This is a genomic window from Acinetobacter sp. CIP 64.7, from assembly GCF_000369745.1.
Classification (GTDB): Bacteria; Pseudomonadota; Gammaproteobacteria; order Pseudomonadales; family Moraxellaceae; genus Acinetobacter; species Acinetobacter fasciculus.
This window is the reverse complement of the sequence record NZ_KB850179.1, coordinates 1,427,407-1,452,123: the sequence shown is the minus strand read 5'-3', so window position 1 is coordinate 1,452,123 and position 24,717 is coordinate 1,427,407. Positions and strand designations below refer to the sequence as shown.

24 protein-coding genes and 2 pseudogenes are annotated in these 24,717 nt (G+C 42.8%); 21 read left to right on the top strand and 5 right to left on the bottom strand.

Features of this window, described 5'->3' with window-relative positions; all coding sequences use genetic code 11:
• Window positions 1–150 precede the first annotated feature (150 nt).
• The 3 genes and pseudogenes from F890_RS13565 to F890_RS13555 all read left to right on the top strand — a co-directional run.
• Window positions 151–1,203 carry a putative pilus system protein FilA gene (locus F890_RS13565; RefSeq protein WP_005104907.1) on the top strand — a complete coding sequence of 351 codons (1,053 nt, stop codon included), beginning with the start codon at window positions 151–153 and terminating at the stop codon, window positions 1,201–1,203.
• A 190-nt stretch (window positions 1,204–1,393) separates the two neighbouring features.
• The gene (locus tag F890_RS13560; protein ID WP_004730731.1) at window positions 1,394–2,227 is read left to right on the top strand and encodes a putative pilus system C39 family peptidase FilB; all 834 of its coding nucleotides are present in this window, start codon (window positions 1,394–1,396) and stop codon (window positions 2,225–2,227) included.
• Between the two features lie 34 nt (window positions 2,228–2,261).
• Window positions 2,262–2,570 (top strand): annotated as a pseudogene (locus tag F890_RS13555) (hypothetical protein); the annotation flags it as partial.
• 52 nt (window positions 2,571–2,622) lie between these two features.
• Here the strand turns inward: F890_RS13555 and F890_RS18305 are convergent.
• A protein-coding gene (locus F890_RS18305; RefSeq protein WP_227554019.1) for an IS3 family transposase occupies window positions 2,623–3,755 on the bottom strand; the annotation gives its coding sequence in 2 pieces (ribosomal slippage) (window positions 2,623–3,503 and window positions 3,503–3,755; 1,134 coding nt in all).
• Window positions 3,756–3,843: 88 nt separating this feature from the next.
• On the opposite strand from F890_RS18305, the pseudogene F890_RS13540 reads away from it, so the two are divergent.
• From F890_RS13540 to F890_RS13525, 4 genes and pseudogenes are all read left to right on the top strand, one after another.
• Window positions 3,844–4,752: pseudogene (locus F890_RS13540) on the top strand (hypothetical protein); the annotation flags it as partial.
• 12 nt (window positions 4,753–4,764) lie between these two features.
• Entirely contained in the window at window positions 4,765–6,429 is a 1,665-nt protein-coding gene (locus F890_RS13535) for a putative pilus system OmpP1/FadL family transporter FilD (RefSeq protein WP_005104905.1), read from the top strand.
• 7 nt (window positions 6,430–6,436) lie between these two features.
• Window positions 6,437–7,594 (top strand): putative pilus assembly protein FilE, encoded by a 1,158-nt coding sequence (gene filE, locus F890_RS13530; protein WP_005267404.1) that lies wholly within the window; start codon window positions 6,437–6,439, stop codon window positions 7,592–7,594.
• A 21-nt stretch (window positions 7,595–7,615) separates the two neighbouring features.
• Window positions 7,616–9,547, top strand: a complete 1,932-nt coding sequence (locus F890_RS13525; protein ID WP_005267403.1) for a putative pilus system protein FilF — start codon at window positions 7,616–7,618, stop codon at window positions 9,545–9,547.
• A gap of 59 nt (window positions 9,548–9,606) precedes the next feature.
• On the opposite strand, the gene F890_RS13520 is transcribed toward F890_RS13525, so the two are convergent.
• Window positions 9,607–10,155, bottom strand: a complete 549-nt coding sequence (locus F890_RS13520; protein WP_161785319.1) for an NUDIX hydrolase — start codon at window positions 10,153–10,155, stop codon at window positions 9,607–9,609.
• Between the two features lie 123 nt (window positions 10,156–10,278).
• Here F890_RS13520 and F890_RS13515 point away from each other — a divergent pair, with 123 nt between their 5' ends.
• From F890_RS13515 to F890_RS18300, 10 genes are all read left to right on the top strand, one after another.
• Window positions 10,279–10,887: an NUDIX hydrolase gene (locus F890_RS13515; protein WP_004646038.1), complete on the top strand. Its 609-nt coding sequence runs from the start codon at window positions 10,279–10,281 to the stop codon at window positions 10,885–10,887.
• Window positions 10,888–10,911: 24 nt separating this feature from the next.
• Window positions 10,912–11,439 carry a gamma carbonic anhydrase family protein gene (locus tag F890_RS13510; protein WP_171057008.1) on the top strand — a complete coding sequence of 176 codons (528 nt, stop codon included), beginning with the start codon at window positions 10,912–10,914 and terminating at the stop codon, window positions 11,437–11,439.
• A 136-nt stretch (window positions 11,440–11,575) separates the two neighbouring features.
• Window positions 11,576–12,241, top strand: coding sequence for a tRNA (adenosine(37)-N6)-threonylcarbamoyltransferase complex dimerization subunit type 1 TsaB (tsaB, locus tag F890_RS13505; protein ID WP_004646042.1), 666 nt, complete (start codon window positions 11,576–11,578; stop codon window positions 12,239–12,241).
• A gap of 16 nt (window positions 12,242–12,257) precedes the next feature.
• A complete protein-coding gene (locus F890_RS13500) occupies window positions 12,258–13,082 on the top strand; it encodes an undecaprenyl-diphosphate phosphatase (protein WP_004279167.1) in 825 nt (274 codons plus the stop codon).
• Window positions 13,076–13,897: a class I SAM-dependent methyltransferase gene (locus F890_RS13495; protein ID WP_004646043.1), complete on the top strand. Its 822-nt coding sequence runs from the start codon at window positions 13,076–13,078 to the stop codon at window positions 13,895–13,897. Before F890_RS13500 ends, F890_RS13495 begins: the two co-directional genes overlap by 7 nt.
• A gap of 120 nt (window positions 13,898–14,017) precedes the next feature.
• Window positions 14,018–15,400: a C13 family peptidase gene (locus tag F890_RS13490; RefSeq protein ID WP_005267398.1), complete on the top strand. Its 1,383-nt coding sequence runs from the start codon at window positions 14,018–14,020 to the stop codon at window positions 15,398–15,400.
• A gap of 43 nt (window positions 15,401–15,443) precedes the next feature.
• On the top strand, window positions 15,444–16,280 hold the full coding sequence (gene fghA / locus F890_RS13485) for an S-formylglutathione hydrolase (RefSeq protein WP_005267396.1): 837 nt from the start codon (window positions 15,444–15,446) through the stop codon (window positions 16,278–16,280).
• An 88-nt stretch (window positions 16,281–16,368) separates the two neighbouring features.
• Window positions 16,369–17,490 carry a YjgN family protein gene (locus tag F890_RS13480; protein WP_005267391.1) on the top strand — a complete coding sequence of 374 codons (1,122 nt, stop codon included), beginning with the start codon at window positions 16,369–16,371 and terminating at the stop codon, window positions 17,488–17,490.
• 11 nt (window positions 17,491–17,501) lie between these two features.
• A complete protein-coding gene (locus F890_RS19145; protein WP_005267389.1) occupies window positions 17,502–17,693 on the top strand; it encodes a hypothetical protein in 192 nt (63 codons plus the stop codon).
• Window positions 17,662–18,642, top strand: a complete 981-nt coding sequence (locus tag F890_RS18300) for a M48 family metallopeptidase (protein WP_005267387.1) — start codon at window positions 17,662–17,664, stop codon at window positions 18,640–18,642. Before F890_RS19145 ends, F890_RS18300 begins: the two co-directional genes overlap by 32 nt.
• Window positions 18,643–18,686: 44 nt before the next feature.
• Here F890_RS18300 and F890_RS13465 read toward each other — a convergent pair whose 3' ends face one another.
• Complete coding sequence (locus F890_RS13465; RefSeq protein ID WP_005267385.1) at window positions 18,687–18,965, bottom strand: DUF2218 domain-containing protein; 279 nt, start codon at window positions 18,963–18,965, stop codon at window positions 18,687–18,689.
• A 168-nt stretch (window positions 18,966–19,133) separates the two neighbouring features.
• Here F890_RS13465 and rpe point away from each other — a divergent pair, with 168 nt between their 5' ends.
• From rpe to F890_RS13445, 4 genes are all read left to right on the top strand, one after another.
• Window positions 19,134–19,820, top strand: a complete 687-nt coding sequence (gene rpe / locus F890_RS13460) for a ribulose-phosphate 3-epimerase (protein ID WP_005267383.1) — start codon at window positions 19,134–19,136, stop codon at window positions 19,818–19,820.
• Window positions 19,821–20,448: 628 nt separating this feature from the next.
• Window positions 20,449–20,766 (top strand): DMT family transporter, encoded by a 318-nt coding sequence (locus F890_RS13455; protein WP_004279177.1) that lies wholly within the window; start codon window positions 20,449–20,451, stop codon window positions 20,764–20,766.
• Window positions 20,767–20,839: 73 nt separating this feature from the next.
• Window positions 20,840–21,322: a methylated-DNA--[protein]-cysteine S-methyltransferase gene (locus tag F890_RS13450; RefSeq protein ID WP_004646050.1), complete on the top strand. Its 483-nt coding sequence runs from the start codon at window positions 20,840–20,842 to the stop codon at window positions 21,320–21,322.
• A gap of 34 nt (window positions 21,323–21,356) precedes the next feature.
• The gene (locus F890_RS13445; RefSeq protein WP_004646051.1) at window positions 21,357–22,019 is read left to right on the top strand and encodes a nuclease-related domain-containing protein; all 663 of its coding nucleotides are present in this window, start codon (window positions 21,357–21,359) and stop codon (window positions 22,017–22,019) included.
• 52 nt (window positions 22,020–22,071) lie between these two features.
• Here F890_RS13445 and F890_RS13440 read toward each other — a convergent pair whose 3' ends face one another.
• On the bottom strand, window positions 22,072–23,007 hold the full coding sequence (locus tag F890_RS13440) for a tRNA-dihydrouridine synthase (RefSeq protein WP_004646052.1): 936 nt from the start codon (window positions 23,005–23,007) through the stop codon (window positions 22,072–22,074).
• 185 nt (window positions 23,008–23,192) lie between these two features.
• Window positions 23,193–24,632, bottom strand: a complete 1,440-nt coding sequence (locus F890_RS13435; protein WP_004646053.1) for a spinster family MFS transporter — start codon at window positions 24,630–24,632, stop codon at window positions 23,193–23,195.
• Window positions 24,633–24,717 lie beyond the last annotated feature (85 nt).

Genomic DNA, 24,717 nt, shown 5'->3' with positions numbered 1-24,717 from the left:
AACAGTTGATCAAAAACTGACTCGACGCTAATTTAAGTGGGCTAGCAAATTACTCAAGGAAAGATGCTTAAGCTGTCAGAAAATAAAAAATACAGCCTAAACACTGAGTAATTCACAACCAAAAAAATAGTACTCTTGGGAGAGTAAACAATGAAAAAATTTACAAAATTAGTTTTAGCGACTTCAGTTGCATTTAGTGCCAATGCGATGGCGATGCAAGCAATGGATGATGCATCTCTAAGCGAAACAACGGGTCAAGACGGTTTGACAATTGGTATCGGCATCTCGAAAATTGCTATTGAAAAATTATTTATCCATGATAACGATGGTTTAGCGCCAAAAGGTGTTGCAGATGAGGCGGGTTTCGGAGGTACTTCTACAGCAGGTGCGATCGTAATTCGTGGTACCAGTGATACTGCTATTACAGATGCTGATCGTGTAAATCCTACAACTACAGAACATTATGGTGTAGTAATCGGTGCCAATTATGACAATAATGGTGCCTATTTACTTGCATCCCGTAACCTTGCTGACTTGGTGATTGATTCAGATGCTGGTGCTGGTAATCCTTTCATTAATGTTGCTGCACAAGTATCTGGTCTGGATATCAAAGTTGGCCGAATTGGTGTAACTGCATCTGGTGCAGATGATCCAGATTCAATTCGTCGAGGTGGTGCCGGTGTTGTAAACGACATCATTAGTGGTTTTGACGTTAAAACTGGTGTGATAAATGCCAATATTCAACTGGGTGCTGCTCCACAAGGTGCAATGATCAAGATGAATACTAAAATGGTTGGTGGTCTAGAAATTAAAAACCTAGGTATTTTAGATAACTCGTCTAAAAATAAAGCAGTGGGGCTTGCAGGCACAACGCCAGTGACTACACGTGAAGCTGGTGAGATTTTTGTTGAAAGTATCAAAATCGCAGATGCAACTAAAAACGATTTAACTATTAGCCAGGATATTTCTGTATATAACGATGCTTATGTAGGTACTACAGCTCAGTTAGGTAAGGCAGCGCATGTTCGTATTGTAAGTAATGATACTGGGGCGAAAGACCAATACATTAAAGGTATTCATTTAGGTAACCGTGAAGCAAGATCATCAATTGGTGATATGGAAGTCCAAGGTTTACAAACTTTCTACTCTCAAGCTCAGGGTAGTTATACTAAAGGCGCAATTATTACTATTTCGGGCCACTAATCTTTATTTTTAAAAAAAAGCGCGTGTTTACACGCGCTTTTTTATGACTATCTCACTTATCTAAAAAATAAAAAAAATACTGTATTTTTTTGAAAAAGCAGGTATCTTTCTAGTTACAGGGAAGTAGAGTGAATGCTCTATAAAAAGAAAAATAGGCACATCATGCCCATTATAAGAAAAGTTAATAATTATGTTAGAGATCGCGTTGGGCTCGGCATTGATGTATTACGCTGCCAAAGAAGCTCTGGATATCAAAAAACAGCCGAATGGGGCTGTTCACTATACTGAAGTTCTTGATTCAAGAAATGACTCTTTTGTGCGTATGCACCGTGAAGCTGTAGAAGTAAAACCGGCACTTCTAGATCAGTTTCAGGGCATTGTACGTCAAGCTTATGATTATAGTTGTGGTTCGGCAGCACTGACGACCCTCCTCAATGGTTATGTCGGTACGCAGCTGGATGAGCAGCAAGTCATGAGTGGGCTAATGAAATTCGGTGAAACGGATAAAATTGTTGAACGCCGTAGTTTTTCTCTGCTTGATATGAAGCGCTTTGTTTCAGCCTTAGGGTTGGAAAGTGGAGGCTATCGAGGAGAGTTCAAAGATTTAGTCAATCAAGATCAGCCTGCCATTGTTCCGATTTCTTATGCGGGATTTAAGCATTTTGTAGTTTATAAAGGTTATAAAAATGGCCGGGTTTATGTTGCAGATCCGGCACTTGGTAATATCAGTTTTGAGGAACGGCGTTTTCAGGATATTTGGGAAAATAACACTTTGTTCCTGATTAATGTACCTGAACAATATCGCAAAAATTTTCTAGCATTAAAAGAATCAGATATGCGTCATGTAGAAGATGCTACGATCAATCGCTATGCCTTGGTTGACATGCAGTATCCACAATTTTATATGGACAAAATTGCTGATAAAGCTTCTACGATCCGTATGGACCGTAATCGTAATACAGAGTCAGAACAATTTGGGGAATATCAACATAACTTCCTGAGACTGTATTACAAGAATAAATAAAACGAAAAACAGTAATAAAAATTAAAATGGTGAAATGGATATGAACAGTAAATGGATGAACAAGACGTTCTTGGCACTGAGCATTCAAATGGTAATGGGCGTTGCATTTGCTGCAGAAGAACCAGCACTAGGTGAATACGAAACAGTTGATGAAGAAGTTGTCGTTGAAACTGCTGCATCTGTACCCGATCAAACTAGGCAAGTCGAAACGCAGGCTGCAGAAGAGTCAGAACTAGGTGAATATGAAGCGGTTGAAGAGGCTGTCGTGGAAACAGCAGCACCTGTAGAGACTCAGGCTAACCAAGTAGTAGATGCATCTCAAGCTTTACAGCAAAGAGGTGGTCCCACTTGTTTGAACAACTAAAAGCTTATTTATAAGTGATATTCTGCTCTAGTTAAGCTACCTTATTTTGTTGTGGTAGCTGGTCATAGTAAAACTCATCTGGAGTCATTTTGTCCAGACTCGAATGAGGTCGTTTCAAATTATAAAATTCAAAATATGCACTCAATTGCTTTTTCGCATCGGTGACACTGCTATAAGCTTTGAGATACACCTCTTCATATTTAACGCTTCTCCATAACCGTTCAACCATCACATTATCAATCCATCGACCTTTACCATCCATACTGATTTGAATGCCATTTGATTTCAATACATCAATAAATGCATCACTGGTGAACTGACTGCCCTGGTCTGTATTAAATATTTCAGGTGATCCATATTTTTCAATCGCTTCATTTAAAGCCGAAATACAAAAATCCACCTCCATACTAATCGATACCCTATGCGCAAGTACCTTGCGGCTATGCCAATCAATCACAGCACATAAATAAACAAAGCCTTTTGCCATAGGGATATACGTTATATCCGTACACCACACTTGATTACTGCGCTGAATAGCCAATCCTTTGAGCAGATATGGATATTTACGGTGAGCTTGATTGGCCTGACTTAGATTTGGTTTACGATATAACGCATTAATGCCCATTTTCTTCATTAAAGTACGTGTATGACGTCGTCCTATATGATGTCCTTGACGATTCAATAAATCACGCATCATACGGCTACCTGCAAAAGGGTATTGCATATGTAACTCATCCATACAGCGCATCAGCTTCAGATCTGATTCACTCACAGGTTTTGGGCGATAGTAATAACAACCACGGGAGACTTTCAGCAGCTTAGCTTGCTTAGATACTGAAATCTGAAGTGAGTCGTCGATTAACTTTTGTGGTTGAAGCGGCCCAGTTTCTTCAACACACCTTCTAAAAAATCAATTTCTAATGCCTGCTCACCGATTTTTGCATGTAGTTTTTTTAGATCGATGGGTGGTTCTGTTGGAGCTTTTGATTGATCGAAAGCTTGCGAGGAAGCTGAAATCAGTTGATTTTTCCAGTCAATAATTTGGTTTTGATGAACATCAAATTCAGCACTCAATTCAGCAAGTGTTTTTTCTGCTTTAATCGCAGCAAGTGCTACCTTAGCTTTAAAGTCATTTGAATGATTTCTTCTTGGTCTACGTGTCATAAAATACTCCATATATTGATGTTTATAACATCATTTGGGGAGCAAAATATCACTTATAAGTGTTGTTTAAATTTCCTGATCCACCTCTCAACAAGAAGGAGATGCTACTCAAGCAGCTAACCTGGAAGAAGTGTTTACGTCAAATGAACGCCAATACTCTCTGATAAAACAAGGCGAAATTTCATCATATTACGATATTGATTATACCTATTATCGAGACACCCAACTTGATATAGAAATGGCACAGGGCCAATTGTATCAACTACGTGTTCAAGAAAATGCAACACATAGTATGACTAATACTTTCACTTTCCAATATGGCGTGAAAGATAACCTGACCTTGACTGCATCCCTACCTTTAGTGGCTAAAACTGACTTGTTAAAAGATACGTCTACGGCAGGCTTGGGTGATATTAGTCTGGGTGCTCGCTGGGAGCCCTTCCCACTAAAAGCAGGTCGTCTGCCTCTGATTTTATTTGGTAATTTATCAACTAAAACCGGTGATAGCCCTTATGAAATTAATGCCGCGACAGATCTGGCAGCAGGAAAGGGCTATTACTCTGCTGGAGTGGGTGCTAGTACACGTAAATACATTGACCCAGTTGTATTGTTTGCATCGGTTTCTGCGAACTATGGTTTTAAAGAATCGGGCCTGAATCAGCGTCGAGGTAGCCGGATTATTGAGGAGTTTGAACCTGGTGTTAGTGGAGGCTTTGCCTTTGGTTTCGCATATTCATTTAACTATGATGTTTCGATGACCATGTCCTATCAGCAAAGCTTTAATACTGGTGCGGAATTTAACTATAACACTGGTGAAAGTTATTCTGCTGCAGATCAGACCAGTTCTACCTTTGCAATTTCCTTAGGGGTGCGAGTTTCTCCAGAAACAATTGTTAATGGTACCGTTGGCCTAGGGCTGACCGAAGATGCACCGGATGTTTCGTTGGGACTGTCATTCCCACTTGATATTTTAGGTTTTGGTAAAAAAATTAGTTAATAGGGGTGTCGTATGAAAAACATTCGACTTAGCCCGTTATTAACAGGAATTATTCTTGCGGGCTGTTCAAGTTATACCTTTGCACAATTGGGAACCAACCTTTCAGTTGATTTACGTGCACTATCCATGGGGAATGCCGTCACCGCAGATCCTCCAGGGGTCAATGCCATCCACTTTAACCCGGCTGCACTGACTAAAATTGATGGTCTGCAAACCGAACAGCAAATCATTGTGGCTAATTTTGATATCCAGCGTGAGTTTTCAGTACCGGCCGGATATAACGTATTTGGCTATTCTGATGATCCTATTGTCTGTAATGACGGTCCTGAAGTTTCATCTGATTTGTGTACCGATTTTAAAGGCCCAGTCAAAGGCGATGTGGAATATGTCAGCCTGTATGTTCCTTTTCTGAAAAAAATAGTGGATTTAGGCGAAGGTCTTCCTTTGACTGCACCCACGATGGGGATCGCATACAATCCCCCTGGATCGAAAGCCACTTATGCGACTGCTGTTTATGCTCCTCTCATGGCAGGTTTTGGTCATGAAGATGGGAACCCGGCAAACTTTATGGGACAGCAGGTTGCTTTAGAGCGGATTACCTATCTGTCACCATCCATCGGTTATGAGGTCAATGACCAACTGTCGATTGGTGCTTCTATCGGGATGTCTTATCAAGCCATCGGGATGAAAACGGACTTGCGTTTCCCGAATGAGTTGATTGGGATGTTGCGTATGATCGACGAAGTCGTGTGTACGCCGTTTAAAGAAAATTCCGACATTATTACAGATATTCTTTTGCTCGGGATCTGTAATGCGGATGAGGGGATGAACCCATTTGGCAAGTTTGGTCAAATGCAACTGGAGCTTGAGCAGAACTTAAGCCCAAGTTATAACCTGGGAATATTGTGGGAACCGCGCGAAGACTTTAGTTTTGGTATGGTGTACCAAAGTGCTGCAAAAATGCGCTTAAAAGGTAAATATCATATTGATAATGCCAAAGCTCCTCAGGAAATGATTAAAGGTTTAATGACCTCACCGACCGGCCAGATTCTGGCTGCAATTCTTGGATTTCCTAATTACATACCATCGAGTGAATCTGGTCTGGTGTCGCAGGATTTTGAATATCCGGCGCATTTTCAGGCAGGTATCAAATATAAAGTGATGCCAGATTTGCAAGTGAATTTTGATATTGGCTGGACAGATTACAAGGTCTGGGACGAATTTAAATTCGAATTTGATCGTACCATTTCAGCCCTAAAAATTGCCAAAATTTTGTCTGCCAATGTTACTGACTCAACCTTGGCTTTACCGATGGGATTTGAATCGCCGTGGAACTTTGGTATCGGGATGGAGTATTCCGCTACAGACCGTTTGAAGCTTCGGGCAGGTTATGAACCACGGACCAGTGCTATTCCAAAAAATAAGCGTAATACCATGGTACCGATCAATGGTGCACAGTTATTTGGTTTAGGTGTGGGTTACCGTTTTGATGCAGACACTGATCTGGATCTATCAATTGGTTTCTTGCGTAGCAAAGATCAGATTCCAGCAAATACCAGTAGCTTAGCCAACCAGACAGGGGTAAATAACCTGTTATTAAACCCATATGCAGGTTTAAACGTAAAAACAGATACCAAAATTACAATTTTAGGTTTGAATTATCGCACTCGTTGGTAAGGGAAAAATGATCAAGACAGGGAACGTTGGATTGACAGCGGTACTGGCATTAAGTCTGGTATCCGTGTCTTTTTATATAAGCGCTAAAGAATTTATTACGATTATTGGTCCGGATGGACGACCATTAGTCGTACCCCGTAATAATGCAGAGAAAAAAACTGAGGACAAATCTCGATTGTCGAAAACAGCAGGAACTGCAGCAGTTCAGTCCACACCTGTAAAGCAAAACTTAGAAAAAGTGCCCGTCGTAGAAAATGGACAAGTTAAACCTAAGCATGGCCATAATATAGTTGTACAACCAGTACAACCAGTACAACCAGTACAACCAGTACAACCAGTACAACCAGTACAACCGCATATTGCACAAGCACAGATTGAGTCTACACCACAATTAATACCTGAATCTAAAGCTCCTCAAATTTCTGATGCTGAAACTGGATCTTCTGTTGCTACCATACAAAAACCGGGATTTAGCCAGGTTGAAGGCATTGAATATGTGGATAGTGAGTATCTGGAAAATAAAGAATTTAATTTAGAAGGCAAAAAACGTTTCTACAGCATGCTCGAAGGAGTAGTAGATAAAAATATCGGAACTACCCGGATCCAGACAATTGAACGTGAAAAAGGGGTGGGACAATCCGTATTAAAATCCTTGTTTCAAACTCCAGAAGTAGATTCCGGTCCTGTGGTACTGGCCCAAAGTTATTATCGTATTTCACAGTCGGAGACTATCGATAGCTTGGGCATGCAGTGTTTTACTGATAAGAAAATTAAAAAAGCGAAAGAAATCAGCCTTAAAAAAGCAGTTAACCTGTGGCCTCGTGCGCCTCTTAAAGCAGACGAATTTGATTTTGAAGTGGTCAAGCTTCAATTCGATATCCAGAATATTCAGATCAACTCTTATGCCTCTAGCCAGAAAAATCCAACGTATTATTGGCCTTTTGTTGTATTTTTAGACAGTCGTGGCTGTGTGCTTGAAGGAGCGGGCGGTTTTAAAAATCAGGAAGGACAGGCGAATATTATTCAACATGAGCGTATCGAAGGGGTTCTCCAGATTCCTGCACAAACTGAATATGTATTATTGACGCCTTTGGCCTCCGCGATAGATGTTGAAGACAAGATGCTGACAAATCATGGACAACTAAAATTAGTCGCCATTCGATAAGGACTATTCGAGTATAAGAATATGAAAAATAAAATATTATTTCCATTTGCTATAAGTACACTTTTAATGGCACTGAGCGGATGTGGTGGGGAAAGTGCCAATGTTATAAAAGAACCAGGTGATGAAGCTACGGAAAATGGTGCTTGTACCCCCGGTGAAACTAACTGTGTGGAATGGGGGCTGGAATATCCGCTTGATGGTTTAAATTTCAACTGTAGTGGCGATACAGAAAATACGTTTATTACGTTATTTGACAGTAAAAATGGGGTAGCTTCTGGAACCTGCCAAAAGACCGATAATATTGAGTTTTCTATTCAAAGTTTTGGTTCGAATAAGATTAATTTAGGTCAAATAAAACTCAGTGATTATGCCAGTTTTAGTGCCCAGACTCAGCTGCCACGTTTAAGTGTGATTGATATTGCGAGTGGGATTAGCGGACGTCGGGTAAGTAACTTGGAGCCTGGTGATCCTACCGTTCAGGTGGCCATGCGTCTGGTTAAAATTCTGCAAGCTTTGGCACTACAAAAGGGAAGTATTGTTAATCCATCTGATGTGCAACCTTTATATATTACTGAAGACATGCGCAAAAATTTGGCTAAAATCAGTGGAAATATTAGTCTGACTGATACTGATTTGGCGACTAAAATCAAAGATTTTGTTGATATCAGCATAATTTCGGATGAGGTGGCTTTTGCCACCGTTAAAAAACTGGTGACGATTGCTAACGCAGCCGTGTATCAGCCAGAATTTTCATTATTCTCAACTTCAGGCGTAATTGGTAGTAACCTGACGGGTTCAGATGGACTGGTGGGCTGTAATCAAAGTCCTTGTGATATTAAGAATAAGAATAATAAATATTTATTTGGCCATTTTATGCTGATTACCGATCGCCAGGGCTATACCTTTGGCAGCGGCTTACAATGGCGTGATAATGAGTTAATTCTGGCTAAAGAAAATTTATCTTCCTTAGGGGGGATTAATGCTCAACTCATCCGTAAGGTGAAACCGGTACAAATGACCGCTGATCCACAAAGTTCATGGATTCATCCAACCAGTAAAACCATTAACACGCCTTACCGCTTGAATGTTGCAAATAATGCGACTCCGCTTGAGTTGTATCAAGGCAGATTATTGAATGATTATGTGATCGCGGGTAAAGAAGCTTTCTATAAGGTGGTGACTGACAAAAAATCGCTGGATACTTCCGATCAAGCCAACTTGGGGTTGTGGCGTTTGCAGGCCGATGGTGAAAACTATACGGGAAGCGTTGATCTATATAAGATTTTCCCGATTAGTTATCTGGATCGTCAGGTTTTTAAAACAGCGCAGAACGTCGCAGATGGGGAGAAATATATCTTCCCAATGTATGCCAATCTGGAATTTAAATTTACAGATACCACTGTTAATCCAATTACTTTGGGAATCGTAATTGACAGTAATGGTGATGTACGCACCAATATGCAATCTTCCAGCAATTTCGCGACTGATCCGGTGAATGGCTGTAAGGGTGATGTGTTGGCAGATACGCTCTTAGATCATCAAAGCATACAACAATATCGCCTCGGGACTTTGGGACGTGCATTTGTCGCTGATAAAGCGGTTTCCATGCGTCTGATTCTGGCCAATGAAAAGTTTGGTAATATTAATGGCGCATTGGTAGGGGTAGATTCACGCATCCAGTCTTCACCGGATTCTAGGGATTCGATTGTGATCGGTGGTGCGCTGCTCAATTTGTCTAATGTGTTGGATACTAATGTCGGCCAGAATGGGCGTGTAACTTTCCTGAATTCGGCAGGGGATGGGGTACAATGGGCCAATACCTATGCGAGTTTTCAAAAAGTTTATAATAATAACAATGAGGGTGAAACACCGGCAGATATTAGCCTAGCAAAATTAAACGGTGGTTCGGTTGAGTTTAAGCTTGCGGATTGCTATCAAGTCAAAGCCAAATAATATTCTTTAAAAATAAAAAAATCCCATCTTAGTATGGGATTTTTTTATGCCTATTAGATTTAACCGGTATGGTCTAGACGCGTGCCTAAGGTTTCCAGATGCATTGGAAAAATATTATTTTTACGGTCTTCAAAATAATGTCTGAGGGTATGTTCTACACTCGGGAAGGCTAGTTCAGTCCAGGGGATATCTGCTTCATCAAATAAACGCGTTTCGATGGTTTCTTCACCCGCACCAAATTTTCCATCAATCAGATTGGCTTTAAACAACACATAAATTTGACCAATACGCGGAATGTTATACATACAGTAAAGCTGTTCAATGTCTACTTCAGCTTCGGCTTCTTCGCGGGTTTCCCGGGCAGCCCCTTGCTCCATGGTTTCAAACAGTTCCATATAGCCGGCAGGTAAAGTCCATAAGCCATAGCGTGGTTCAATGGCACGACGGCACAACAGTACTTTGTTTTCGAATAAGACTAAAGCGCCACAAATTACTTTCGGATTAATGTAATGAATAGAGCCGCATGAATCACATACGCTGCGAATTTGCTGATCGCCCAAAGGAATTTTAGCAGTGGTTTTATGTCCACAATTCACACAGAAGTTCATATTCATCATCAATGATAAAAGTATGCTCAGGATAACTGAAAAAGCAAAATTTGGCATCATTTCTCTCCCGCCCCGACTAAAATCAGCTATGATGAAATTATGATCATCGTCAGGGTTGAAAGAATGGATGCATGTGAATTGACACAAAGGTTGCAGCAACGCTTACGTTTTTCCAAGCGTATCCGATCTGCGCATGCTGCCGTGTTGATTGCAATTACAGATGAAGCTGACCCCAAAGTATTGCTGACGCGCCGTTCAGCTTATTTGAATAATCATGCTGGAGAAGTCTCATTTCCCGGAGGGAAGCGTGATCCGCAAGATACCAGTAATATTGTGGTGGCTTTAAGAGAGGCCTATGAAGAAACGGCATTGAACCCCTTTGATGTGCATTTAATGGGTGATTTGCCCATGCAAAAAGCCCGAAATGGTATGCTGGTCAAGCCGATTGTGGGACTGATTCCTCCGCAAGTGCAACTGATTCCACAACCAACAGAAATTGACCGGATTTTCTTTGCTTCATTGCAGCATTTGCTTGAAGTGACGCCCACACCCTATGAAGTCCGTTTTGCCCAGCAATCTTTATATTTTCCGAGTATGCGGGTAGAAAATGAAGTGGTTTGGGGCTTGACCGCACGTATGCTGATTTCTTTATTTCAATATGGGCTGGATTATAAAAAAGACTGGCCATTCTTGCTTAATTCTCCAACCTTTAAACGCTCCAAATTTTTTTAACCATTGAACAGGATTTTATCAATGTTGTACAAATTTCAGGGACACTTACCTACCGCTACACATCAGCCCTGGGATGGCTGGGTGGCACCAACGGCAACAGTGATTGGACAAGTTGAGCTTGGACGACAAGTCAGTGTCTGGTTCGGTGCCGTAGTACGTGCAGATAACAGTAAAATCAAATTGGGTGACTTTAGTAATGTGCAGGAAAATGCAGTACTGCATACGGATGCCGGTATCGAGATGAGTATTGGCAATTATGTGACAATTGGGCATCAGGCCATGCTGCATGGTTGTACCATTGGTGATAACAGCCTGATCGGAATTCAGGCAGTCATTCTAAACAATGCCGTGATTGGCAAGAATTGTATTATTGGTGCCAATGCCTTGATTCCGGAAGGCAAGGTGATTCCAGATAATTCTGTGGTGATGGGCTCACCCGGTAAAGTGGTGAAAACGCTGGATGAAGACAGTATTCAAAAATTAACAATGAGCGCTATGCATTATGCCGAGCATTTTCAGAAATTTCAGGATTTGGAAGACGTGCAACTCTAAGGCGCTCTTTTATTGAGTGAATCATAAGCCTAGATTTTCTAGGCATTTTTGTATCTGTTTCGGGAAAATCTCGCGTAGCGGATATGAGTGGAGTATCATATCCGCGTTTTTTATATTCTCTGAATTAAGGTTGTGCATGAAAGTGCTGGCATTGGAGACTGCCAATGAGCAGTGTTCCGTTTCTGTAATCGATGATACTCAAGAACTATTTTTTCAGCTTGATGCGCGCGCCAAGGCACAAACGCAAACGATTCTCCCGATGATTGAACAAGGTCTGCAAGATCTTGGACTGGCCATTGCTGATTTGACCGCGATTGCCTTTAGTCGTGGTCCAGGTTCTTTTAGCGGTGTGCGTATTAATGCTGCCGTGACTCAGGCCTTGGCTTGGTCAAATGATGTGCCGGTAATTCCGGTGTCGACTTTGCAAGCTTTGGCACAAGCAGCCTACCGCTTGCACGGTCTGACTGAAGTGTCTGCGGTATTGGATGCCCGTATGAGCGAAGTCTATATCGCGAGCTATCAACTGGATGCCCAAGGAATTATGCAACCGGTCGATGATGAGCAACTGTTAAGTTATGCAGAAGGTAGCCAAGCTGTGCGCTTTACCCCGGTAGGTTCAGGTGCTGAACTGGTACAAAGTGAAACTTCAATTTATAAAGATGTGCATGCCACCGCACAGGATATCGCCAGCATTGCACGTGCAGCGGCACAAGCAGAAAACTGGGTGAGTGCAGAATTGGCATTACCCGTATATTTACGCGATAACGCGTGGAAAAAAATTCCAGAACAAGGCAAAGCATAATTAATTAGGATAAAGCATGGATCTTTTACTGCTACTCAAAGCGGCCATCATGGGTATTATCGAAGGCATTACTGAGTTTTTGCCTATTTCCAGTACCGGCCATTTGATTTTGGCATCAGAATTAATGAATTTCTGGACCAAGGAAAAGAGTGATGTATTCGTCATCGCGATCCAGATGGGGGCAATTGCTGCCGTTATTTATGAATATTGGGCACGTCTTTGGGGGGCAGCGACCGGGATTGTCAGCGGTGAACCACAAGGTCGCCGTTTAGGCATTGGCCTGATTCTGGCTTCTATTCCGATTATATTGATTGGTCTGACTCTGGGACAAACCGTCAAACAATTACTGTTTAATGATATTGCAATTGCCATTGGTTTGATTGTCGGCGGTTTGATCATTATCTGGATTGAAAAGAATCCACCACAAGTCCGTGTACATGAAGTTGAAGAACTCAGCATTAGAGATGCGATCTGGATTGGCCTGATTCAGGTTTTATCCTTGATACCGGGGACTTCCCGTTCAGGCGCAACCATTATCGGTGCGATGTTCTTGGGTGTGTCCCGTAAAGCAGCGACTGAATTCTCATTTTTTCTGGGTATTCCGGTGATTATTGGTGCTGGCCTGCTAGATCTTTATCAAAGCTATGATGTCTTAAATACCACTGAAGACTGGACCGTGATTGGGGTTGGGCTTCTGGTTTCCTTTATCTCGGCATTGATATTAATCCGTGCGCTGGTCGCTTATGTGGCCAAACGCGACTTTATGATCTTTGCCTGGTATCGTATTGCTTCGGGTCTGCTGATTTTATTATTTGCCTATACAGGTTGGAAATTATGGTAAGCGCGATTCGCTTATATGCCGAATCTGACGATCAAGAGAAAGCACAGCACTTCGAGGCTGTGCTTTCTTCTCGTGGGGTACAGGTCGAGATTGAAACTGTTGAAAAACTCAATGCACGTTTTTTCCGTTTAAATCCTGAACTGGCCCTTTGTGTTGATGCTGACGGACTCTGGTTATGTGCCAACGGCATGAAGATGCAACCGGACTGGCAAGCGGAAACCGGGCGTTTAAAACGCGCATCTTTAAAGTCAGAAATGATTGCACGTGCCTGTAATTTAAGTGAAAAACCAAGCTTAGTTGATGCGACTGCGGGTCTGGGACATGACAGTCTGTTGATGGCACATTTAGGTGCGCAAGTGACCTTGGTTGAACGGCATCCGATTTTGTTCACCTTGCTTGAAGATACCCATACGCGTGCCCAGTCGGATGCATTTCTAAGTCAGGTCGTATCACGGATTCATTTGGTTTTTTCTGATTCAGCCGATTATCTGCAGCAACAGGCCCAGCAGCATCAAATTGTCGATGTAGTTTATCTTGATCCAATGTTCCCACAGCGGGATCAAAATCAGCAGGCAGTCAAAAAGCAGGCACAGGTCAAAAAACAGATGCAGCTGTTGCATATGTTATTGCCTGAAGATGGTGAAATGGATCTGGGTGATAACCTTCTAGAACTGGCGCAGAAAATTGGCAAGCGTGTCGTGGTCAAACGTCCGCGTCTGGCGGTATTTCTGGCCGGAAAAGAGCCAAATCATCAATGGCAAGGCGATGCTTGTCGCTTTGATGCGTATTTTCAGCATGAACTTGTAGCTGAATAGGATAATGGCTTCTTTATTAAGCAAAGATTTGTTATATATTTAAAATTAGCATTGATTAAATGCTTATCAAGCATAAACTTATTCAGCACATTAGCGAGCCACTCATCTCCTTGAAATCCTATGATCGACTTTAAACCCTCCATTAATTTTTGGCACGATTTTAAGAGCAACCAAATTGCCGGGATGTGGTTATTTCTGGGGTCGAGGCGTTCTTTACAACTGGTCCGTCCATCCATCATGCAACTGGTGTTCTGGGGGATCTTAGGGGGCTGCGCCAACAGTTTGTTTAGCTGGCTCAGTTCAGGCCGTATGGGAGATTTTAACTCTCAAGGCCTGATCAGTTATGCGCTTTGGCCTTTCATTGCCCTGATTGTCGGTATTTTTCTTTCGCAACGGGTCAATAATCCACGCTTGATGCTGGTGCCAGCCTTGTTATGGTTGGTGTTAGATACCCATATCATGCTGTTCCAGTGTCTGATTCAGTATCTGGGTGATCTGGATTATCTGCCTTATATCCTTTACGACTATATTCCAACGCTCTTTGTCATGCTGTTTGTCTGGCAAAGTCTGGCAGTGGTCTGGGTGATTTCACGTGAATTAAAATGGCCGTGGTGGGAACGTGCGCTGATTATGCTGGCGACTTTGTTTACGCTAGTAGTTTGGCAGATTTCAGTCAAAGATCAGCCGATCTGGAAAGTCGAAGAAATTCCACCGAGTTTTGCCGAAGATGCTTTCTATGCCCAGCCAACTTTGCTGAATAAAGCGCTGGAAAATATCGAGTATGGTGAATTTGCACAGTCACACTGGTATTTCATGGGAGTAGCTGGAGCGAGCTATCAGGATGTATTCCATTCTGAAGTTGAGCGGATTAAAGAGCAGTTTGATACCCGTTTTGGTACTTTTGGCCGATCGATTGCCTTGGTCAATCACCCAGCGACACGTACCACTATGCCGATTGCTTCCAAAACCAGTATGGAGCTGACATTGCGCCGTATGGGGCAGCAGATGAACCGTGAAAGTGACGTATTATTTTTATATATGACCTCTCACGGTTTGCCGAATGTATTTGAAATGGAAAATGCCCCACTGGATCTGGCGCAGGTTGATCCAAAATGGTTGCGTGAAACACTAGATGCATCAGGCATACGTTGGCGCGTGATCGTAATCTCGGCCTGTTTTTCAGGCAGTTTTGCTTCTGCTTTACAGAATGACAATACCTTGGTGATTACGGCTTCGGCAGCTGACCGTCAGTCTTTTGGCTGTTCGAATGAAGCGGATTATACCTATTTTGGTCGTGCGTTCTTTGATGAAGCCATGCGTGAAAATAGCAGCTTGCAAAGCGCTTTCGCACAGGCCACAGATACCGTAGCAAAATGGGAATCAGCTCAAGGTTTTGAGCCATCAGAACCGCAATGGGTGATTGGTAAGAATATGGAATTGATGTTGCCACAACTGGAGCAACGTTTATTTCCACAGACCAGTACGGCGACAGCATCTCCCTAGATTAATGTCATCCACAGACCGGTTTTAATAATAAGGAATAGCCATGGAACTTATACAAAACAATAGAAGCTTTGAAGGTGAACAGCGGATTTATCGTTTTGATTCACGCTATCTTAAAACACCGACCAAGTTTGGCATTTTCCTGCCGCCTCAAGCCTTAGAGGGCCACAGCTGTCCGGCATTATTCTATTTGGCAGGTTTGACCTGTACCGAAGAAACCTTTGCCATCAAGGCGCATGCACAGCGTTTGGCGGCGCAACTTGGCTTGATTCTGATTACACCAGATACCTCACCACGCGGCGAAGGTGTGGCAGAAGGCGACAACTGGGATATTGGCCAGGGCGCAGGTTTCTATATTAATGCAACACAAGCACCATGGGCTGAACATTACCAAATGGAAAGCTTCATTGTGGATGAGCTCTATGCACTGGTCACTGAGGAGTTCGTGATCCATCCCGGTAAGATCGGCATCTTCGGCCACTCTATGGGCGGTCATGGCGCATTGACCCTAGCATTTAAATATCCAGAAAAATTCAAATCTGTTTCAGCCTTTGCACCGATTTGTGCACCGAGCCAATGTCCGTGGGGAGACAAAGCGTTCTCGAATTATTTGGGTACTGAGAAAGAGGAATGGCTAAAACATGATGCAACCACTTTGGTTCAGGAAAAAGGCGCATTATTTAGCGATATCCTGATTGATCAGGGTTTTTCGGACCAGTTCTATAGTCAGCTTAATCCAGCCTTGTTTCAGCAAGCTTGTGATGCCGTCAACCAGCCGCTAACTTTGCGTGAACATCAGGGCTATGATCATGGTTATTACTTTATTCAAAGTTTCGTAGATGATCATTTGCAATTCCATGCCGTGCAGTTAAATCCTTAAAGCAAGACTGCACATATGCAGTAAAGCCAAAAAAATTAAAAACCTCCAAAATGTTTTTACATTCTGGGGGTTTTTCTTTTAATATCAGATGTATAAAAGTATAAAAAATTGGGGTCGTCATGCAGCAGACGGTATTCGTGTTAGTGAGCCATTATTTCCAGCTGCTTCAAGTTTTTCCACTGAAGCCATGCCTTCGATCAGACCGAAATATCAGCGTTATGGATTCAGATTTCATGGCAGTGCATCCGAATATTTTGGTATCTGGATGGTGAATCTGATGCTGACCATTGTGACATTGACCTTGTATAGCCCTTGGGCCAAAGCACGCCGTATGCGTTATTTCTACGGCAATACCCAATTTTTAAAACATCGCTTTGACTTTGTGGCCATGCCGAGCCGGATCCTACTGGGTCGTCTGTTTGCACTGGAACTATATCTGGTTACCGTCGTGCTGACCAACTATTCAATCCTTGCTACCAGCTCTTTATTGATGGTCGCTGCACTGTGTCTGCCCTGGCTCATTCGGATGACCCTGAAATTCAAGGCCCGAAATAGCAAATATGGCAATGTGCGTTTTTATTTTAATGGCAGCAACCGTGAGGCTTATAGGGTCTTATTTCTGGCCATCCTGATCAATATCTTTACTTTGCTGCTGTTTAGTCCGGTGATGATCTGGCTCTATAAACGCTATTGCTTTAATCATTTATCGATTGGTCAGCTGCAATTCAAGCTGAATATTAACTGGTCCAAATTTATGTCTGCCGTTTATCTGCCCTTTGGTCTTTGCCTGCTGGTTGGTATTGGCTGGCTTGCAGCAGTGGTGTACTGGGTGGATCGGATTGGAACCAATTTGTTTAGCCTGGGTTTACTGCTTAGCTATCTGCTTTGCCTGACGCTGGTCTGGTCGGTCATTTCTGCACGTTTATACCTCATTACCTGGAATCATGTGGAGCTTGGTCAAAGTTACTTTAAAACACGGGTAACTACCTGGCGTTATAGCTGGATTGTGCTGAGCAACTGGATAGTGCGTGTTCTTAGTCTGGGCTTAATGACGCCTTGGGCTGCCATCCGTTTATATGAATATCAGTTAAAACACTTAGAACTATATGTGGCAGAAGATGAAGCTAATCTTGAGCATATCTTGCAACCTGACCCGAGTGCTTTGGCCGATGAAATCCTGGACGTATTTGATTTCGATGCGTCGTTATAGGAGTAAATGTGATGAAACGACCTGTCGAAGTTAAGTTTTATGACGGAATTCTCGCTGAAGCCCGCCGTGCCTGGATTGTACCGGATCAGCAACAAGGGATTGCCCTGAAACTTGATGAGGATATTCCAGCACAAGTTAGCACTGCAGATTTTTTATTTTGCTTATCCGGACATGGCTTATATTGGGGGTGTCGGTGGTCGTAAACCGATTATTGAGTTACCTGAAGAACGTCGGATTGAGTTTTTAAGCAAAGTGCCGCATTGGCTCAGAATTAAACATAAAGATATTTATCATGCGATCTGGGAGTTTGAACGTTCACCGATCCTGATTTTCTTTTCCATGATCATCGTGATTAGTGCAGTGATTATTATTTTAAAATGGGGGATTCCTTATAGCGCCAAACAGCTGGCAAAACTCCTTCCGGAGCAGACTCTGGTTGAAGTAGGCAACCGGAAAGAGCAGCAGTTAATTGCCCAGACCCAGCCAAGTACACTCCCGGCAGAACAACAGACGCGATTAAAAACTTTGTATGAACAAAAGATTGCTGTAGGAAAACCTGCAAAAATTATTTTCCGTCAAGGTGGATCAAGCATGGGTATGAATGCCGCAGCCATCCCGAATAACACCATTATTGTGACTGATGAACTGGTGAAAATCAGCGGCACCGATGAAGAAGTCCTTGCAGTACTGGCCCACGAACAAGGCCATCTGGTACAAAAACATAGCATGCAAAAAGTGATTTTTAATCTGGGTGCGGCGGGACTGTTTGCCTTGGTGACTGGAGATTTAAGTGATGTGGTCACCGCATCTGTAGTGGTCCTGACCGATGCTGGATATTCGCAGGCGATTGAACTGGATGCCGATGACTATGCCATGCAGCATTTGCATCAACAGCAGATTTCCAGTATTCACTTGTCTAACTTTTTGCAGCGGGTGGAAAATGCCAGAATACTGGCAGAGGAATCGCAAACCTTAAAAATGAAAAATTTCACTCTCAATATTGATGGAAAAGACCGGCACCTGACAGAAACCGAACTGAAATGGATTCGCCTGATCGGGAAGTTTAAAAAATATCTGGAATCACATCCCGAACTGGATAAAAGAATTGAGCGTATTCATGCCTTTAATGAACAAGCGAATCATCGTATTTAGCTTTTGATCATTACTATGCCTTGATCATCAAGGCTTTTTAGTCCCTATCTTTGCCAGTCGGCAGTCAGATTTTCCTGTCCCATACGGATCAGATGATCCAGCACTACATTTTCGAGTTTATTCAGGTCAGTGGAATCAGCATTGCTCTGAATCGTTACGGTTAGATGATCCGCCTCGGGTGTCAGACTCACTTCAGCATTTGGAAAATGAATCAGGAAATTTTGTTCGGTTTCATCAATATTAAATTTATGTTTCCAGTGATTGGCCAGGCGTTTGGCAATTCGTGCTGCTTGTTGCGTCTGGATATGGGCAATACTTTTCATCAGTTTTCTACACTATTCATCATTATCCTGCACTTTAAACCAAGCGGTGATGCCGGCATAAGCCTCAAAGCGTTACACAGCGTTTTAATCTTGCAACATCGAATCACAGTAGCCGGAGCGGATTTGATATAATGGGAAAAATCCAATTTCAACAAGCCAGGTTCTCCCATGTCCAAGCCTTATTTAATTGCCCCTTCTATTTTATCTGCTGACTTTGCCCGTTTAGGTGAAGAAGTCGAGAACGTGTTGGAAGCAGGTGCAGACGTTGTCCATTTTGATGTCATGGATAACCATTATGTGCCGAACCTGACTTTTGGTGCGGGTGTTTGCAAGGCCTTGAAAAATTATGGGATTAAGGCGCCAATTGATGTGCATTTGATGGTTAAGCCGGTAGATCGCATGATCGGAGATTTCCTTGAAGCGGGTGCTGATATCATTACTTTCCATCCGGAAGCGTCTGATCATATTGACCGTTCTTTACAGTTGATCAAATCAGGTGGCGCCAAAGCGGGTCTAGTATTTAACCCAGCAACGCCACTGCATTATCTGGATTATGTACTGGATAAAGTCGATCAAATTCTGCTCATGAGTGTGAACCCGGGCTTTGGCGGGCAGAAATTCATTCCGATGACTTTGGACAAATTACGTCAGGCGCGTAAGCTGATTGATGCTTCAGGACGTGATATTCAGCTGGAAGTCGATGGTGGCGTTACGCCAAGCAACATTCGTGAAATTGCCGAAGCGGGTGCCGATATGTTTGTAGCTGGTTCAGCTATTTTTGGTAAGCCGGATTATAAAGCTGTGATTGATGAAATGCGTGCGGAATTAGCGAGAGTAGGGCAGGTTCAACTGTAATCGTTAAAAACTCATAAGTGCATAAATATGTGGATAACTTTATGGATAAGTGTGTAGATATCTATGTTGATAACCATATGGATATGTTGCATAAAATGTAATCATTTGTAGCCTGATTGATTGCGATTTAGACAAAATTTGTATAAAAAGAACTCAAATCGGGTTCTTTTTTATTGCTTATAACCCTTGTGTTTGGTGGTTGTTTATTCACCATAGGTTGATAATGGAACTAGGCAAAAAGTGATCAATGTGTCGTATATTTGTGTTTCATTATGTAATTTCTCCAGACAAAGTTTAAATTTAATTGATGTGTATAACTTAATATTCTGAGTCCATTCTCATGTAATTGTTGTGAATGAATTGCCCGATTATTAGAACTATTTCTGACTTGGCATTTTCAAGATCTATCATAACCAGAGTAGCCATGAATGTCGTGGAGATTTGAGTAAGGCAAAGTTAAGTTGTATCTCGATAAGTCATTTTTTGTAAAAATAGCCAGATTACTGCAATGTGGTTTTATAAAATTTTTACACCTAGGAGGAACGACCTCCCTTGTGAATTGCGTGTCGGAATTTACAGGAAAAATCGTCAGGACGGCCTGATTCTTATATAAAAAGAGGAGGGCTGCATGGCCTGGATAGTACTTATTCTTGCTGGTATTTTTGAAATCGTGTGGGCATATTCGATGAAGCTGTCCGAAGGATTTACTCGTTTAACCCCCAGTATCATTACTATTGTTTTCATGGTACTGAGTTTTGCTTTGCTGGCTTATGCGATGCGTACTTTGCCACTAGGTACAGCCTATACGATCTGGACCGGGATTGGTGCAGTGGGTTCATTTCTCATTGGTATTTGGGTTTTGGGTGAACCCGCTACAGCGTTGCGTATGCTGGCTGCCGTACTCATCATTTCCGGTCTGGTGCTGATGAAAGTATCCTCTTCATAATTTGTTTCTGCCTGTCTCGGTGAACTGGGTTAATATAGAAAATGAACTCCAGCGATTGGGACAGGGCGCCATCATGAACTTAAGTTATATCTATATGGATTCTCCCGTAGGTCAGCTACAACTGGTCGCGAATGAAACCGCGCTGGTGGCCGTGCTTTGGGACTGTGAACAGCCGAATCGGGTGAAACTGGCGACTTTGGTTGAAGATCCGCAGCATCCGGTATTGATTGAAACCAGACGTCAGCTTCAGGAATATTTTGCCGGTCAGCGCAATGTTTTTGACCTGCCTTTGGACTTTGCAGGTACCGATTTTCAGAAAAAAGTCTGGCAGGCGCTACTGAATATTCCCTACGGACAAACGCGAAGCTATCGCGACATTGCTGAACAGGTGGGTAATATCAAGGCAGTACGCGCCGTGGGTGCAGCCAATGGCAAAAACCCGATTTCGATTATTGCACCCTGTCATCGGGTGATTGGTCGCAGTGGCAAGCTGGTAGGATTTGCCGGTGGTTTGGATAAAAAAGAAATCCTGTTAAATATTGAGCGAACGCATTAATATTTAAGCACTTAAAATAAATGAAAATTAGAATATGGAACATTCTACCATACAGCTATTAAGTCCACTCTGGTCCAGTTTAGGGTGGATTCTTCTGCTTTTCTTTGGCGTGATGATTTTTAAATTATTCAAGCCATTTTTAAAAGGGAAATTAGGAGAATTTGCGGTTGCTGCCCATGTCAAACTGTATTTAAAAGATCCTCAATATATTCTGCTCAATGATTTGACTCTTCCAGACGGGACAGGTGCGACCACGCAAATTGATCATCTGTTATTAAGTCCTTACGGAATATTTGTGATTGAGACCAAAAACTATAAAGGCTGGATATTTGGAAACGAGCGACAAAAAACCTGGACCCAGAAAATCTATAAACACAGTTATAAATTTCAGAATCCGATTCATCAAAACTATAAGCACATCAAAGTATTGGAGCAGCTACTGGCAGATATTGTGGAACCAGATCTTTTGCATTCTGTGATTGTATTTATGCCAGATGCCGTGTTTAAAACGCCGATGCCAAATCATGTATTTCGGGGGGCGGGCTGGACCGACTATGTGAAAAGTTTTGATCAACAGATGATTTCTGAAACGAAATTAAAATGGATACAACTGCGGCTAGAAAAAGAAGTTTTAGAAAAATCTTGGAAAACTAATCGGGAGCATGTAGAAAATTTAAAGCATCTTAAGCAGTCATAAGCTTTTACGAGTCCATAAAAAAGCCTTTAAATCATTCAAAGGCTTTTTGGTTTTAAATATTTGAAGCTTTCAGTTTTTCGGTAATCTCGGCCAGAACTTTAATCCGTTTTACTTCATCCCATAATGCTTTGGCTTCAGGATAATGTTTCGACATCATGCCGAGCCATTGCTTGTAACGACCGACCATCCCGATCTCAGTTTTGGCTGGGCCGTTGATAAAACGAATTTGCAGTTGTAGCAGTTCATTCCATTTCATCAAAGGTGCATCCGAGTTTTGACGGATACATTGAGTCAGGTCGGGTGTGGTCACTGCACCACGGCCAATCATCAGGTCTTCGCAGCCAGATTCTAGTCGGCACTGTTTGGCATCGGCATTGTTCCAGATTTCACCATTGGCTATCACATTGATCTTGAGTGCTTCACGAATCGGTTGTAGCTGGTCCCAAAAAGCGGGTGGAGTATAGCCATCGGCTTTGGTGCGTGCATGAACGGTAACCCATGCTGCTCCTGCATCTTCAATGGCATGGGCATTTTCCAGCATGAAATTACGGTCCATATAACCCAGACGCATTTTGGCGGAAACCGGAATATGCGCAGGCACTGCATCACGCACGGCTTTAACCAGCTCATGCACGACTTCGGGTTCATCGAGCAGGACTGAACCACCACGATGACGGTTCACGGTTTTGGCCGGACAGCCAAAATTCATGTCAATTGCCGGTGCGCCCATGGCTGCCACTTTGGCGGCATTCGCTGCTAGCATCTCCGGATTATTTCCTAAGAATTGGACATGTACCGGTGTACCTGCCGCCGTCTTGCCATCATTCAACAGTTCCGGGCAGTAAGTATGATAAATATGATCGGGCAGAAGGGAATCGGTGACACGGATAAACTCGGTCACACACCAGTCAAAGCTACCTACGGATGTCAGCACATCACGCATAATCGGATCGGTTAAGCCTTCCATGGGAGCAAGCACAAGTTTCAACGGTGCACACCTGTAAATTTAAAACGGTGTTATACGTTTTTTTAGGCAGCCTGTCTAGGCTGGATCGGAATTGAATGATGAGTACCTGAAAATTGAACTTTTTGGGCTGATATAAAAAGGCCCTTAATGTGAATTAAAGGCCTTTAAAAGTGAAAATTAAGAAGGTTTAGCAATATCCAGCCATTTTAGTCAGCCAGTTTCTCGACTTTCATACTTTCACGATAATACTGGCAGCCCTTGTACAACAGGAAGAAGCCAATCAATCCGGCAATCGCATTGACGATCGAGATCGAGTTGCCGACCATCAGGGTGTTCTGGAAGTATTTATCCGTAATTAACGCCACAGCGGTGGTTCCGACGCCTAAGGCAATCAGGTTTGAAACCAGCAGGAACTTGGCAGATACTTGTGCGCGTAGCTGGTTTGGTGTCAGCATTTGCGTAGCAGCAGCCGATGCAGGAATCGGGAAAGTGGAGAAGAACATCGCCACAAAAATCAGCGCAAATGAAAGCTGCATATTATCGACCTGAGTAAACAGCACACTCGGAATAATCAGCGCCGCACAGCCAATGGCACCGGTACGAATTGCAGCATCGCTATAGCCACGTTTCGAGAAAAAGTCGATCAGCCAGCCACAGAACAAGGCACCTGAAGTATTCGCGACTAGAATAATCGTACCGAGGATATAACCGGTTTGACTCGCATCCAGACCGAAATTACGCATGTAATAGGCAGGTGCCCAGCCTAGCAGCGAATACAGCATCATGGTGTAAAAAGAAAAGCCAATAAAATGACAGAAAAAGGTCTTTTTATGTGTCTTGATAAAACCGATCGAGTTTTTGAAAGATGCTTTAATGACCTGGCCATCCTGACCGACTTTCATACCCTTACGTGCAGGTTCACGCACCGTCAGCACCATGAGTAGGGCCAGCAATACGCCCGGTAGACCGACAATCATAAAGGTGAGTTGCCAGGTTTTTACTTCACCAATAAGCGGTAAAGCCACGAAGCTGACATCTTTGAGCAGGCCAATCACATAGCCGCCAATCAGGAAAGCTAAGCCCGAACCAATAAAGGCACCAATGGCATATACCCCGAGTGCACGACCTAATTTATCTTTCGGAAATAAATCGGCAACGATCGAATAAAAGGCAGGGGAAAGCGCAGCTTCGCCGGCACCCACACTCAGACGTGCAATAAACATTTGAATAAAGTTTTTACTGAGGCCGCAGGCTGCTGTGGCAAGACTCCAGAAAGCAATCCCGGTCGCAATGATTTTAATCCGGGACTTTTGATCCGCCAGTGCGGCAATGGGCAGGCCCATAATGGCATAAAACAAGGAGAAGGCCAGACCTTGTAATAGGCTGAACTGGGTGTCGCTCAGCATTAAATCGGCTTTAATCGGTTCAATCATGAGCGATAAAATTTGACGGTCTACAAATGACAGAATGTAAGCCCCCATACAAATGACCACCACATACCATTGGTAGGTGCTGCTTTCCGGTGGCGGTTCAATCTGTTCAGACAGCGGCACGGCCGATTCTGCTGGTGTAGGCTCAAAACTTTGATTTGGCGGTTGAATCGTCCTTTCAACCATTTCTAGGTTCAGCGATTTATCATTCATCATGCAACATCCTGTGCTGATCGTTTGAGATATTTATTTGATACTTTTAATTTGATTGTTATTTTTATATTGTATCGCATTTAATTAA

What these genes read in the sequence shown, in the direction of transcription:
- F890_RS13565 (WP_005104907.1), top strand. Translation starts at nt 151, where the DNA reads ATGAAAAAATTTACAAAATTAGTTTTAGCGACTTCAGTTGCATTTAGT.
- F890_RS13560 (WP_004730731.1), top strand. Translation starts at nt 1,394, where the DNA reads ATGTTAGAGATCGCGTTGGGCTCGGCATTGATGTATTACGCTGCCAAA.
- F890_RS13535 (WP_005104905.1), top strand. Translation starts at nt 4,765, where the DNA reads ATGAAAAACATTCGACTTAGCCCGTTATTAACAGGAATTATTCTTGCG.
- filE (WP_005267404.1), top strand. Translation starts at nt 6,437, where the DNA reads ATGATCAAGACAGGGAACGTTGGATTGACAGCGGTACTGGCATTAAGT.
- F890_RS13525 (WP_005267403.1), top strand. Translation starts at nt 7,616, where the DNA reads ATGAAAAATAAAATATTATTTCCATTTGCTATAAGTACACTTTTAATG.
- F890_RS13520 (WP_161785319.1), bottom strand. Translation starts at nt 10,155, where the DNA reads ATGAACTTCTGTGTGAATTGTGGACATAAAACCACTGCTAAAATTCCT.
- F890_RS13515 (WP_004646038.1), top strand. Translation starts at nt 10,279, where the DNA reads ATGGATGCATGTGAATTGACACAAAGGTTGCAGCAACGCTTACGTTTT.
- tsaB (WP_004646042.1), top strand. Translation starts at nt 11,576, where the DNA reads ATGAAAGTGCTGGCATTGGAGACTGCCAATGAGCAGTGTTCCGTTTCT.
- F890_RS13500 (WP_004279167.1), top strand. Translation starts at nt 12,258, where the DNA reads ATGGATCTTTTACTGCTACTCAAAGCGGCCATCATGGGTATTATCGAA.
- F890_RS13495 (WP_004646043.1), top strand. Translation starts at nt 13,076, where the DNA reads ATGGTAAGCGCGATTCGCTTATATGCCGAATCTGACGATCAAGAGAAA.
- F890_RS13490 (WP_005267398.1), top strand. Translation starts at nt 14,018, where the DNA reads ATGATCGACTTTAAACCCTCCATTAATTTTTGGCACGATTTTAAGAGC.
- fghA (WP_005267396.1), top strand. Translation starts at nt 15,444, where the DNA reads ATGGAACTTATACAAAACAATAGAAGCTTTGAAGGTGAACAGCGGATT.
- F890_RS13480 (WP_005267391.1), top strand. Translation starts at nt 16,369, where the DNA reads ATGTATAAAAGTATAAAAAATTGGGGTCGTCATGCAGCAGACGGTATT.
- F890_RS19145 (WP_005267389.1), top strand. Translation starts at nt 17,502, where the DNA reads ATGAAACGACCTGTCGAAGTTAAGTTTTATGACGGAATTCTCGCTGAA.
- F890_RS18300 (WP_005267387.1), top strand. Translation starts at nt 17,662, where the DNA reads ATGGCTTATATTGGGGGTGTCGGTGGTCGTAAACCGATTATTGAGTTA.
- F890_RS13465 (WP_005267385.1), bottom strand. Translation starts at nt 18,965, where the DNA reads ATGAAAAGTATTGCCCATATCCAGACGCAACAAGCAGCACGAATTGCC.
- rpe (WP_005267383.1), top strand. Translation starts at nt 19,134, where the DNA reads ATGTCCAAGCCTTATTTAATTGCCCCTTCTATTTTATCTGCTGACTTT.
- F890_RS13455 (WP_004279177.1), top strand. Translation starts at nt 20,449, where the DNA reads ATGGCCTGGATAGTACTTATTCTTGCTGGTATTTTTGAAATCGTGTGG.
- F890_RS13450 (WP_004646050.1), top strand. Translation starts at nt 20,840, where the DNA reads ATGAACTTAAGTTATATCTATATGGATTCTCCCGTAGGTCAGCTACAA.
- F890_RS13445 (WP_004646051.1), top strand. Translation starts at nt 21,357, where the DNA reads ATGGAACATTCTACCATACAGCTATTAAGTCCACTCTGGTCCAGTTTA.
- F890_RS13435 (WP_004646053.1), bottom strand. Translation starts at nt 24,632, where the DNA reads ATGATGAATGATAAATCGCTGAACCTAGAAATGGTTGAAAGGACGATT.